Genomic DNA, 12,326 nt, shown 5'->3' with positions numbered 1-12,326 from the left:
CAGCAATCGTTGGTTACATCTTTGATTTCTCGCGGAGTAACTTGTGATGCTGATAATCTTGTTGACTATCAGTCTGACTCCACAAGCACCCACACGAATTGCTTGATTCAGTTGTTAAAGAGCGGTTGGTTAAGATCTTTCGTCTCAACCGAGGCGCGCATTCTACAGCAGCCTCTGTTGCTGTCAAGCGGTTATTTTCAGAAGTTTTCGAAGAATTCTTCAACAACTTCAACCACTTGCGCTTCCGATCTCTCGTTAGCGGGAGGCGAATTCTACAGCGTTACACGCTGCTGTCAACACCTCTTTTTCTCCGCTTTCGACCGAGATGATCGAACCGTCAATAAGGCGAAAACACACTGCCTTACCAACTCCTTCTGGCTTCGATGAACTGAAGCGTAACCGCTGCCGAAAACTGCGTAACTCTTTGTTTACCAAGGAGTTTTCCGTTTCGACTGCGCCGGAAGTGGGGCGAATTATAGACTTCCAGAATCTGCCGTCAACCCCTGATTTCAGCTTTATTCGGATTTGAGCGTAATACGCGCAAATGCCTTCTTCCCGGCCTGGCAAACATGGGTCGCGCCCAGTACGTATATAAAGGTGCGATCGACAACCTCACCATCTATACGCACACCACCAGAACCCAGAAGGTCGCGCGCCACGGCAGAGTTCTTCACCAGCCCCGCTTTATTAAGGACGGCAGCGATCGGCATGTCCTCGGCGGCGGTCAACTGGATCTCTGGCAGATCATCCGGCAGCTCACCGTCTTTCATACGGTTACCCGCCGCACGGTGAGCGTTGGCCGCAGCCTCTTCACCATGGAAGCGCGCAACGATCTCTTCGGCCAGCTTGATCTTGATGTCACGCGGATTCGCACCCGCCTCGACGTCAGCCCGGAAAGCATTGATCTCTTCCATGGAGCGAAAGCTGAGCAATTCGAAGTAACGCCACATCAGCACATCCGGAATAGAGACCAGCTTGCCGTACATGACACCCGGAGCCTCCTGGATACCGACGTAGTTGCCCAACGACTTGGACATCTTCTTCACGCCATCCAGACCTTCGAGCAATGGCATGGTCAGAATGCATTGAGCCTCCTGACCATAACTACGCTGCAGCTCGCGCCCCATCAGCAGATTGAACTTCTGATCGGTACCACCCAGCTCGACATCCGCGCGCAACGCGACCGAGTCATAACCCTGAACCAGCGGATAGAGGAACTCGTGAATGGCGATGGGTTGATTGGTCGTGTAGCGCTTGTCGAAATCGTCGCGCTCGAGCATGCGAGCCACGGTGTATTGCGAAGTCAGGCGAATGAAGTCGGCCGGCCCCATCTGATCCATCCAGGTGGAGTTAAACGCCACTTCGGTCTTGGCCGGATCAAGAATCTTGAAGACCTGGGTCTTGTAGGTCTCGGCATTCTCGAGAACCTGCTCACGAGTGAGCGGAGGACGTGTCGCGCTCTTGCCGCTTGGATCACCGATCATCCCGGTGAAGTCACCTATAAGGAAGATCACCTGGTGACCCAGCTCCTGGAACTGGCGCAGCTTATTAATAAGCACGGTGTGACCCAGGTGCAAATCCGGCGCGGTCGGATCGAAGCCTGCCTTAATACGCAGCGGCTGGCCACGCTTGAGTTTCCCGATCAGCTCGGACTCGACCAACAGTTCTTCTGCACCACGTTTGATCAGCGCTAGCTGCTCTTCAACCGACTTCATAACAGACCCGCAAGGCTCAGATTCAAAGGGGAACAACCATACAAGATCGCGCACCAAATACAAGTTTTGCCCGGCGCACGGACACCAATCCACGGACAGAGCGTTCGCAGACTTGCTTCAGAGATGATTTGGTTATATTTTATACAGTTATTTCGTCTTCATCATGTCATTCATCTTTTCCAATTCATCTTTTCAAAGTCAAAATTACCTATGACCACAGAACCGTCTAAAGCGCCACCGCTTTACCCGAAGACCCACCTGCTCGCAGCAAGTGGCATCGCCGCCCTTCTCAGCCTGGCGCTTCTGGTATTCCCTTCCAGTGATGTTGAAGCAAAAAAGACGACCCTGAGTCTTGAACTGGAAAGCCCTGCAGAACAACTGACACAAGATCAAGACGCCGCCGACGCTGTCCAAGCCACAAATGAGCCGGCAGCCTCCCCCTTCGCCCAGATCGAAAACAGCGCCGAAGACACCCAGGAAACCGCCCAGGTCGCCCCCGCGCCTGCTCCCGCGCCAGTCGTCGAAGAGAAGAAGGCGCCAGGCCATAAGGAAGTGATCGTTAGCAAAGGCGACACTCTCTCGACGCTGTTCGAGAAAGTCGGCCTTCCGGCGACTTCGGTGCATGAAGTACTGGCCAGCGACAAGCAGGCCAAGCAGTTCAGCCAACTCAAACATGGCCAGAAGCTTGAGTTCGAACTGAGCCCGGATGGCCAGCTGACCAATCTGCACAGCAAAGTCAGCGACACGGAAAGCATCAGCCTGACCAAGAACGACAAGGGTTATACGTTCAATCGCATCACCGCCAAGCCCACCGTTCGCTCCGCCTATGTGCATGGCGTGATCAACAGTTCACTGTCGCAATCTGCCGCCCGAGCCGGTTTGTCCCACAGCCTGACCATGGATATGGCCAGTGTGTTTGGCTATGACGTCGACTTCGCCCAGGATATTCGCCAGGGTGACGAGTTCGATGTGATCTATGAACAGAAGGTCGTCAACGGCAAAGCAATCGGCAACGGCCCGATCCTCTCCGCACGCTTCACCAACCGCGGCAAGACTTACACCGCGGTGCGCTACACCAACAAACAAGGCAACAGCAGCTACTACACGGCTGACGGCAACAGCATGCGCAAGGCGTTTATCCGTACCCCGGTAGACTTCGCCCGCATCAGTTCGAAATTCTCCATGGGCCGCAAGCACCCGATCCTGAACAAGATCCGCGCCCACAAGGGTGTCGATTACGCGGCACCACGCGGTACGCCGATCAAGGCTGCCGGTGACGGCAAAGTATTGTTGGCAGGTCGTCGCGGCGGTTACGGCAACACTGTGATCATCCAGCACGGTAATACCTACCGCACGCTGTACGGCCATATGCAGGGCTTCGCCAAAGGCATCAAGACTGGCGGCAGCGTCAAGCAAGGTCAGGTGATTGGTTACATCGGTACCACCGGTCTCTCCACCGGCCCACACTTGCACTACGAATTCCAGGTCAATGGCGTGCACGTCGATCCGCTGGGCCAGAAAGTAGCGATGGCCGATCCGATCTCCAAAGCTGAACGCTCACGCTTCCTCGCGCAAAGCCAACCGCTGATGGCGCGCATGGATCAAGAGAAAACCACCCAGCTGGCTTCGAGTAAACGCTAAGCCATGGCGCTCTATATAGGTGTGATGTCCGGGACCAGCCTTGATGGCCTGGACATTGCGTTGATCGAGCAAACCCCGGCGATCAAGCTGATCGCCACCCATTACATCCCTATGCCTGACTCCCTGCGCGCCGAGCTGCTTGGCTTGTGCGCCAGCGGCCCGGACGAGATTGCCCGCTCCGCCATTGCCCAGCAGAACTGGGTGAAGCTGGCCGCACAGGGCATTCACACCCTCCTCGACCAACAAAATCTGAAACCCGCCGACATTCGCGCGATTGGCAGCCACGGCCAGACCATTCGCCACGAACCGGCGCGCGGGTTCACGGTGCAAATCGGCAACCCTGCCTTGCTCACCGAGCTGACCGGCATCACCGTGGTCAGCGATTTCCGCAGCCGCGATGTAGCCGCTGGCGGACAAGGCGCGCCACTGGTTCCAGCCTTTCACGAAGCCCTGTTTGAAGAACGGCCTGGCAACCGCGCGGTATTGAACGTCGGTGGGTTCAGCAATCTCAGCCTGATCGAACCCGGCAAGCCTGTTGCCGGGTTTGACTGCGGCCCCGGGAATGTCCTGCTGGATGCCTGGATTCACCAGCAACGCGGCGACAACTTTGATCGTGACGGTCAATGGGCCGCCAGCGGCAAGGTTGAACCGGCTCTGTTGAACGAGCTGCTCAGTGATCCATTCTTTGTGACTCAGGGCCCGAAGAGCACCGGCCGCGAAGTATTCAATCTGCCATGGCTGATGCAGCATCTGTCGCAGCTACCGACCTTCGCTGCCGAAGACGTACAGGCCACGCTGCTTGAGCTGACCGCGCTGACCATTGTCGAGTCTTTGCAATGCGCCCAATCGGATACCCGGGAGCTGCTGGTTTGTGGCGGCGGCGCGCACAACGCCACGCTGATGAAGCGCTTGGCCAGTCTGTTGCCGAATGCGAAAGTCAGCAGCACTGCTGCTTACGGCGTAGACCCGGACTGGGTGGAAGCCATGGCCTTCGCCTGGCTGGCTCATTGCTGCATGGAAGGTATCGCGGCCAACCGCCCGAGTGTCACCGGTGCTCGCGGCCTACGCGTACTCGGCGCCATATACCCCGCCTGAGCCTGAACCCCAGACAGCAAAACGCCGCAGAGTCCTGAGATTCTACGGCGCATGGTAATGCGGTGAGGTGCGATCAGATCGAGAACGAAGAGCCGCAGCCACACGTGGTGGTAGCGTTCGGGTTCTTGATCACGAAACGCGAACCTTCCAGACCTTCCTGGTAATCCACTTCGGCACCTGCCAGGTACTGAAAGCTCATTGGATCGACCACCAGGCTGACGCCTTCGCGCTCGACGATGGTGTCGTCATCGGCCACTTCTTCATCGAAGGTGAAGCCGTATTGAAACCCTGAACAACCGCCGCCCGTAACGAATACGCGCAGCTTCAAGCGATCATTCCCCTCTTCATCGACCAGGCTCTTCACCTTGTGCGCGGCACCGTGGGTGAATTGCAAAGCCGTGGGGGTGAAGGATTCGACGCTCATGCTGACTATCTCCCGGCGTTACGCCGCCATAATGCGTGATGACGCGCATTATCCGCTTCTCCCAGAAAATCGGTCAACTATTGTTACGGTATATCAATCAACCCAATCGCCAGACCAAAATGCAAAAAGGCCCGTTCAACGGGCCTTTTTGCTGAGCGGGATAAAGCCTTACGGCAGCATGCCGGCATGGGACAGGCCCAGGCGCTCATCCAGGCCGAACAGGATATTCAGGTTCTGCACCGCCTGACCGGACGCGCCTTTGACCAGGTTGTCGATCACCGACAATACCACCACCAGATCACCATCCTGCGGACGGTGCACGGCAATACGGCAAACGTTGGCTCCGCGCACGCTGCGGGTTTCCGGATGGCTGCCGGCAGGCATCACATCGACGAACGGTTCGTTGGCATAGCGCTTTTCGAACAACGCTTGCAGATCCACCGAGCGATCCACGACAGTCGCGTAGAGCGTCGAGTGAATGCCGCGAATCATTGGCGTCAGGTGCGGAACGAAGGTCAGCCCCACGTCCTTGCCCGCGGCACGACGCAGGCCCTGGCGGATTTCCGGCAAATGACGGTGCCCTTTGACGGCGTAAGCCTTCATGCTTTCCGACGTCTCGGCGTACAGCGAGCCTACAGAAGCGCCACGACCGGCGCCGCTGACGCCGGATTTGCAGTCTGCGATCAAACGAGTGGTATCTGCCAGACCGGCTTCGAGCAATGGCAGGAAACCCAATTGCGTGGCAGTCGGGTAGCAACCCGGCACAGCAATCAGCCGCGCCTGCTTGATTTGCTCACGATTGACTTCCGGCAAGCCGTAGACCGCCTCCTCCAACAGTTCCGGCGCGCCGTGCGGCTGACCGTACCATTTGGCCCACTCATCGGCGTCTTGCAGACGGAAGTCTGCCGACAGGTCGATGACCTTGGTCCCGGCCGCCAGCAGTTCACCGGCCAGCGCATGCGCAACACCGTGCGGCGTGGCGAAGAACACCACGTCGCAAGCCCCGAGGGTCTTGATGTCCGGAACGCTGAAAGCCAGGCCGTCGTAATGGCCTCGCAGGTTCGGGTACATGTCGGCCACGGCCAGGCCGGCCTCGGATCGGGAAGTGATCACTACCACTTCAGCTTGCGGATGCTGTGCCAACAGACGCAGCAGTTCGACACCGGTGTAACCCGTGCCGCCGACGATACCGACCTTGACCATAAACCTGCCCTCAACGAACCCACTGGAAAGCCGTCGATAATAGGGGCCGCGCGGCCCTGCGACAACCGTCAAGGTGACGTGCGGCGGCTCAAGCCTCTACTATTCCCGCTACCGTGAACCTGGGAATAACTAAAAATGCTTTATCTGTGGCTCAAAGCGCTTCATATCGTCAGCATGGTCTGCTGGTTTGCCGGCCTGTTTTACCTGCCGCGCCTGTTCGTCTATCACGCCCAAAGCGAAGACACCGTCAGCAAGGAACGCTTCAGTATCATGGAGCGCAAGCTGTACCGGGGCATCATGGGCCCGGCGATGATCGCCACCCTGGTGTTCGGCATCTGGCTGATCAGCCTCAACCCAAGCGCCTACTTCACCCAAGGTGCATGGATGCATGCCAAATTGACCCTGGTGGTGATCCTGATCGGCTATCACCACATGTGCGGCGCACAGGTAAAACGTTTTGCCCGTGGCGAAAACACCCGCAGCCATGTCTTTTATCGCTGGTTCAATGAAGTGCCGGTTCTGATATTGCTGGCTATCGTAATTCTGGTCGTCGTTCGACCGTTTTAATCCAACAAGCATCATTCACCCGGGGTACTTCCAATGTCGCTGCCCGCTTTGCTCGAACAACGCTTGCGTCTGCCCGTGGTGGCGGCGCCGATGTTCCTGATCTCCAACCCTGAGCTGGTTCTCGCCTGCTGTCGTAATGGCGTAGTCGGCAGTTTTCCCGCGCTGAACCAGCGTGAGAGCAGCGGTTTCAAGGCTTGGGTGGAAGAAATCGAAGCAGGACTGGCAATACTGGAAAACCCCGCGCCTTACGCGGTGAACCTGATCGTCCACAACAGCAACCCGCGATTGCAGGCGGATCTGGCAATCTGCATCGAGCACAAAGTACCAATCGTGATCACTAGCCTCGGTGCCGTGAAAGAACTGGTCGACGCCGTGCACAGCTATGGAGGCCTGGTGTTTCATGACGTGACGACGCGTCGCCACGCGGAAAAAGCCGCCGAGGCCGGTGTGGACGGTTTGATCGCCGTGGCTGCGGGCGCCGGTGGTCACGCCGGGACCTGGAGCCCGTTTTCGCTGATCGCCGAGATTCGCCAGTTTTTCGACAAGACCCTGCTGCTGGCCGGCTGCCTGAACCATGGCCATGAAATTCTTGCCGCGCAGTTGCTCGGTGCGGATTTGGCCTACTTCGGTACGCGATTTATCGGTACCACTGAAAGTCATGCGCCTGACGCGTATAAGGAGATGCTCCTGACTTCCAGAGCTGCAGACATCGTCCATACTCCAGCGGTGTCGGGAGTACCGGCAAGCTTCATGCGTCGGAGCCTGGAGGCCGCCGGTTTCGACATGGCAGCCCTGCAAGGCAAGGGTGAAGTGAACTTCGGCTCCAAGCTCAAACCGTTGAGCGATGAAGCCAAAGCCTGGAAAACCGTGTGGTCCGCAGGCCAGGGCGTCGGAGAAATCGATGACCTGCCGAGTGTCGATCAACTGGTCGCACGTCTCGATGCCGAATACCGCAAGGCGCTGGAACTGGCGGCGGCGTTGCCCAAACGCTGGCCGCGCTGACAGAAAAACTTGGCCAGCCCAATCCGGCTGGCCCTACACTCCATAATTGCCACACTGTCTATTACGAACCCTCGCGACAAGGATGCCTCGGCCATGAGCGAAAACCGTTTCAAGATCGTCTTCGATGGCGCTCTGCAGCCAGGTGTTGACGCCACCACCGCGAAGCTCAATCTCGCCGATCTGTTCAAAAGCGATGTCGCGGCCATTGAGCGACTGTTCAGCGGCCGGGCGGTTGCACTCAAGCGCGACCTGTCACACGCCGATGCACAGACTTACCTTCAGGCACTGACGAAAACCGGCATCGATGCCCGAATCGAAACAGAACCCTCGATCGAGCTGAACCTGTCCGACGTTCACGAACACGCCCCTGCCAACAACCAACCTCGCACGGCAGATCCCGACTCTCCCTATGCGCCGCCCCGAGCCTCTGTCGGCGAAGCACTGCCGGAGTTTTCTGCACTCAAGGCATTCAGTTTCGTTGGCCGCATCGGTCGCTTGCGCTTTCTGGCCTGGACGATGGCTCTTACGCTGGTGACGCTTGGCGTTGGCTCCGTGCTGGCTATTTTCGGCTTCGCGCTCATCAGCACGGACTCGACTGTTGGCTTGATTCTCGCGGGTCTGCTGGCCTTTATCCTGGTCGTGGTGCTCGCCTTCATCAGCATCCAGTTCAGTGTGCAGCGCCTGCACGATATCGGCTGGTCTGGCTGGCTCTGGCTACTGAACCTTGTACCGGTCGTGGGCAGCGTTTTTCCGTTTGTAATAATGATCGTGCCGGGTAACAACACTGCCAACCGATATGGCGCACCACCACCGCCCAACAGCAACGCGGTCAGAGTGCTGGCTTCGCTGTGGCTGGTGTTTATCGCGATCATGTTCGTCGGCGGGCTGACTGGTGGCCTCACCGCGATCCAGGATGAGTACGAAAGCGCAACCGAGAGCACCTATCAAAGCAGCGCGGTGATCACCGACGAAGTTGAAGTGGAGCCGGCCGAAGAGGCCGAGCAAGCACCAAATTCATTCGATGATGCAGCCGAAGCAGCCGAGCCCCCTGTAGACTCTGCGAAAGAATGAACAGCGCTCCCCGCCCGTGACACCTGCGTCGCCGGCGCGGAGCTGTTGCGATGGAGAACTGCATGACCCGTTACGCTCTGATCACTGGCGCTTCCAGCGGCATCGGCCTGGCGATGGCCGAAGCGCTGGCCCGGCGCGGCCGCAGCCTGATTCTGGTGGCCCGACAGCGTGATCAGCTGGAAAGCATTGCGATCGAACTGACTCAACGTTTTGGTGTGGAGGTGCTGTTTCGCGCCTGTGATCTGGGTGAGCCGCTGAGGCTGTCCGGATTTTTGCTGGAGCTGGAGGAAGGCGATCGGCAAATCGATTTGCTGGTCAACTGTGCCGGCATCGGTACCTGCGGTCCGTTCCTGGCCCAGGACTGGATGACCGAGCAGGACTTGATCGAAGTGAACATCCTGGCCCTCACTCGCTTGTGCCATGCCATCGGCAACAGCATGGCCCTGCAGGGCGGCGGGCAGATTCTGAACGTCGCCTCGATGGCGGCGTTCCATCCCGGCCCCTGGATGAGCACTTACTACGCCAGCAAGGCTTACGTACTGCATTTTTCCGAAGGTTTACGCGTCGAACTGAAGAAATGTGCGGTCAAGGTATCGGTGCTCTGCCCCGGCCCGACCCGCACGGCGTTTTTCCGCACCGCGCAACTGGACACCGACAAACTGGTCGAGAGCAAACTGCTGATGAGTCCGGAAGAAGTCGCGCTCTATACCGTGCGCGCGCTGGCGAAAAATCGCGCCATTATTATTCCCGGCCGCCTGAATCGCTGGTTCGCGTTCCTGCCGCGACTCGGCTCACGCTGGCTGACCCGGACAATCGCGGGCATGGTCAACAAAGCCTATTGCCCGCGCTGATCAATCCTCAAGGCAAAAGACTGGGCTCTGACCTAACCCATGGTTACACTCAGGCCAGCCCAAACAACGGAGAAAACAGCTGTGGATACTCTGTTCACCAAGATCATCAACCGGGAAATCCCGGCGAAGATCATTTACGAGGACGACCAGGTACTGGCCTTCCACGACATCGCGCCACAGGCACCCGTGCATTTCCTGGTAGTCCCGAAGAAACCGGTGCGCACCCTTAACGACCTCACCGAGGACGACAAGGCTTTGGCCGGGCATATTCTGTTCACGGCCCAGCGTCTGGCTCTGGAATTGGGCTGTGAAGAAGGTTTCCGGGTGGTCATGAACTGCAATGAATTGGGCGGGCAGACCGTCTATCACATTCATATGCACGTGCTGGGTCAGCGCCAGATGCACTGGCCGCCGGGCTGATCCATCGCCCTTTCTCTGTAGCGAGGCTTGCCCGCGAAGCTTTTGGCGCACTTGAGGACGCCTTCGCGGGCAAGCCTCGCTCCTACAGATCGTTTTTACCCGGGTCAGATGAATCCATTACCAGCCATGACCCAACGCAAACCCTCCCCGGCCGATTGGGTTAAACTGGCCGCCGAGATTCTTCCCGGAGGTCAGCATGACTACCCAACGTCACTACTCGCCAATTGACCGTCTTCTGCTGCAAGCCGATGCCGCGATGCGTACTTTGCTGCCCTTCAGTGGTCAGCCCTACCGTCCGTCGCCGGCCATCGTGCAGCCGGATACGCAGATGAGCGACGAGGACACCCGACACGTCGCCGGTTTGATGCGCATCAACCATACCGGCGAAGTCTGCGCCCAGGCGCTGTATCAAGGTCAGGCCCTGACCGCCAAGCTGCCGAAAGTGCGCGCCGCCATGGAGCACGCCGCCGAAGAAGAAATCGACCATCTGGTCTGGTGCGAACAACGCATTCATCAGTTGGGTAGCCATACCAGCATCCTCAATCCGCTGTTCTACGGCATGTCGTTCGGGATTGGAGCGGTCGCCGGATTGATCAGCGATAAAGTCAGCCTGGGTTTCGTTGCTGCCACTGAGCATCAGGTCTGCAAACACCTGAACGAACACCTTGAGCAACTGCCTGCCGAGGACGAAAAATCCCGAGCGATCCTGGAGCAGATGCGTATCGATGAAGAGCATCATGCTGAAAGTGCGCTGGATGCGGGTGGATTTCGTTTTCCGGCGCCGGTGAAGTTCGGGATGAGTTTGTTGGCTAAGGTGATGACCAAGAGTACTTATCGGATCTGAGGATCAGGTTGTTACATAAGGCCTCTTCGCGGGCAAGCCACGCTCCCACAAGGGTTCTGTATTCCAACAAATAAAAAGGCGATTACCGCAAGGTAGTCGCCTTTTTTGTACTCTGAAATCTTAGTTTGGTATGTTGCGCGCGTAGTCGATTCAACCGAGCTCGATGATCTCGTAGTCGTGGGTAATCGCCACGCCGGCCGCGCCGAGCATGATCGAGGCCGAGCAATACTTCTCGGCCGACAGCTCGATGGCGCGCTTGACCTGGGCTTCTTTCAGCCCACGGCCCTTGACCACGAAGTGCATGTGGATCTTGGTGAAAACCTTCGGATCCTCGGTCGCACGCTCGGCTTCGAGAAAGGCTTCGCAGCTTTCGACGGCCTGACGGGACTTCTTGAGGATGCTGACCACATCGAAATTGCTGCAACCGCCAACACCCAGCAGGAGCATTTCCATCGGCCGGACACCGAGGTTACGACCGCCGGCTTCGGGCGGGCCGTCCATGACCACGACATGACCGCTGCCGGATTCACCGAGGAACATGGCTTCGCCAGCCCATTGGATGCGTGCCTTCATCGCCAAGACTCCACTGTCTAAAAAAGGGTCGCCAGCTTAGCACAGGGCCCTTGATTGGCAGCGCTTCGCCTTCCTAGGACATAACCATCTATGTCGTAGGCAAATTCTCGAATCTTGCAGGAATGTGTCTGTTAAGCTGGCGCCAAATCAATGGCGAATAGCCAGCTTTTCAGCGAATAAAAAGGATTGCAGGCTTCGCCAGCGCCTACAAAAAACAAACACACCGTGCAGTCTTTTCGGGATACAACCATGGTTGCTATTACCCCCACACCCAAAATCAAGAACCTCGACAAACTGTTGATGCACTGCCAGCGCCGTCGCTATGCCGCCAAGAGCAACATCATTTGTGCCGGTGACCGCTCGGACACGCTGTTTTTCATCATCAAAGGTTCGGTGACCATCCTGATTGAGGATGACGACGGCCGTGAAATGATCATTGCCTACCTCAACTCCGGCGACTTTTTCGGCGAGCTGGGTCTGTTTGAGCAAGCCGGCCTGGAACAGGAACGCAGCGCTTGGGTGCGCGCCAAGGTCGAATGCGAAGTCGCGGAAATCAGCTACGCAAAATTCCGCGAGCTGTCCCAACAAGATCCAGACATTCTTTACGTGCTCAGCGGACAAATCGCACAGCGCCTGCGCAATACCACGCGCAAGGTCGGCGACCTGGCGTTCTTCGACGTAACCGGTCGCGTTGCGCGCTGCCTGCTGGAGCTGTGCAAGCAACCAGACGCCATGACCCACCCGGACGGCATGCAGATCAAGGTGACCCGTCAGGAAATCGGCCGGATTGTCGGTTGTTCCCGTGAGATGGTCGGCCGCGTGCTCAAGGATCTGGAAGAGCGCAACCTGGTCGACGTCAAAGGCAAGACCATGGTGGTCTTCGGTACGCGCTAAGCTCGAAAACTTAAGCTCGATAACTT

At 57.7% G+C, this 12,326-nt stretch carries 13 protein-coding genes; 9 read left to right on the top strand and 4 right to left on the bottom strand.

Annotated elements, in window-relative coordinates:
* Positions 1 to 515: 515 nt before the first annotated feature.
* Positions 516 to 1,715, bottom strand: a complete 1,200-nt coding sequence (tyrS, locus tag F6R97_RS17695; RefSeq protein ID WP_315866881.1) for a tyrosine--tRNA ligase — start codon at positions 1,713 to 1,715, stop codon at positions 516 to 518.
* A 210-nt stretch (positions 1,716 to 1,925) separates the two neighbouring features.
* Between tyrS and F6R97_RS17690 the strand changes: the two genes are divergently transcribed.
* Positions 1,926 to 3,356 carry a peptidoglycan DD-metalloendopeptidase family protein gene (locus F6R97_RS17690; RefSeq protein ID WP_038981292.1) on the top strand — a complete coding sequence of 477 codons (1,431 nt, stop codon included), beginning with the start codon at positions 1,926 to 1,928 and terminating at the stop codon, positions 3,354 to 3,356.
* A gap of 3 nt (positions 3,357 to 3,359) precedes the next feature.
* Positions 3,360 to 4,451, top strand: a complete 1,092-nt coding sequence (locus tag F6R97_RS17685) for an anhydro-N-acetylmuramic acid kinase (RefSeq protein WP_048397849.1) — start codon at positions 3,360 to 3,362, stop codon at positions 4,449 to 4,451.
* A 73-nt stretch (positions 4,452 to 4,524) separates the two neighbouring features.
* On the opposite strand, the gene erpA is transcribed toward F6R97_RS17685, so the two are convergent.
* Positions 4,525 to 4,875: an iron-sulfur cluster insertion protein ErpA gene (gene erpA / locus F6R97_RS17680; protein ID WP_007906865.1), complete on the bottom strand. Its 351-nt coding sequence runs from the start codon at positions 4,873 to 4,875 to the stop codon at positions 4,525 to 4,527.
* A 168-nt stretch (positions 4,876 to 5,043) separates the two neighbouring features.
* Complete coding sequence (gene argC, locus F6R97_RS17675; protein ID WP_048397847.1) at positions 5,044 to 6,078, bottom strand: N-acetyl-gamma-glutamyl-phosphate reductase; 1,035 nt, start codon at positions 6,076 to 6,078, stop codon at positions 5,044 to 5,046.
* 135 nt (positions 6,079 to 6,213) lie between these two features.
* On the opposite strand from argC, the gene hemJ reads away from it, so the two are divergent.
* The 6 genes from hemJ to coq7 all read left to right on the top strand — a co-directional run bounded on the left by hemJ (position 6,214) and on the right by coq7 (position 10,833).
* Positions 6,214 to 6,645 (top strand): protoporphyrinogen oxidase HemJ, encoded by a 432-nt coding sequence (hemJ, locus tag F6R97_RS17670; RefSeq protein WP_007906869.1) that lies wholly within the window; start codon positions 6,214 to 6,216, stop codon positions 6,643 to 6,645.
* A 33-nt stretch (positions 6,646 to 6,678) separates the two neighbouring features.
* The gene (locus F6R97_RS17665; RefSeq protein WP_038981289.1) at positions 6,679 to 7,647 is read left to right on the top strand and encodes an NAD(P)H-dependent flavin oxidoreductase; all 969 of its coding nucleotides are present in this window, start codon (positions 6,679 to 6,681) and stop codon (positions 7,645 to 7,647) included.
* 93 nt (positions 7,648 to 7,740) lie between these two features.
* Positions 7,741 to 8,718: a DUF805 domain-containing protein gene (locus tag F6R97_RS17660; protein ID WP_038981288.1), complete on the top strand. Its 978-nt coding sequence runs from the start codon at positions 7,741 to 7,743 to the stop codon at positions 8,716 to 8,718.
* A gap of 62 nt (positions 8,719 to 8,780) precedes the next feature.
* Positions 8,781 to 9,569, top strand: a complete 789-nt coding sequence (locus tag F6R97_RS17655; RefSeq protein ID WP_038981287.1) for an SDR family NAD(P)-dependent oxidoreductase — start codon at positions 8,781 to 8,783, stop codon at positions 9,567 to 9,569.
* Positions 9,570 to 9,650: 81 nt separating this feature from the next.
* The gene (locus F6R97_RS17650; RefSeq protein WP_007906873.1) at positions 9,651 to 9,989 is read left to right on the top strand and encodes a histidine triad nucleotide-binding protein; all 339 of its coding nucleotides are present in this window, start codon (positions 9,651 to 9,653) and stop codon (positions 9,987 to 9,989) included.
* Between the two features lie 196 nt (positions 9,990 to 10,185).
* Positions 10,186 to 10,833 (top strand): 2-polyprenyl-3-methyl-6-methoxy-1,4-benzoquinone monooxygenase, encoded by a 648-nt coding sequence (coq7, locus tag F6R97_RS17645; protein ID WP_038981286.1) that lies wholly within the window; start codon positions 10,186 to 10,188, stop codon positions 10,831 to 10,833.
* 150 nt (positions 10,834 to 10,983) lie between these two features.
* Here the strand turns inward: coq7 and F6R97_RS17640 are convergent, their stop codons facing one another.
* Positions 10,984 to 11,406 (bottom strand): OsmC family protein, encoded by a 423-nt coding sequence (locus F6R97_RS17640; RefSeq protein ID WP_003176451.1) that lies wholly within the window; start codon positions 11,404 to 11,406, stop codon positions 10,984 to 10,986.
* Positions 11,407 to 11,655: 249 nt separating this feature from the next.
* On the opposite strand from F6R97_RS17640, the gene crp reads away from it, so the two are divergent.
* The gene (gene crp, locus F6R97_RS17635; protein ID WP_007941656.1) at positions 11,656 to 12,300 is read left to right on the top strand and encodes a cAMP-activated global transcriptional regulator CRP; all 645 of its coding nucleotides are present in this window, start codon (positions 11,656 to 11,658) and stop codon (positions 12,298 to 12,300) included.
* Positions 12,301 to 12,326 lie beyond the last annotated feature (26 nt).

The sequence above is a fragment of the Pseudomonas sp. JV414 genome, from assembly GCF_032424305.1.
GTDB lineage: Bacteria > Pseudomonadota > Gammaproteobacteria > Pseudomonadales > Pseudomonadaceae > Aquipseudomonas > Aquipseudomonas lini.
Note: the sequence above shows the minus strand (reverse complement) of the source record. Positions and strands in the feature narration are given on the sequence as shown.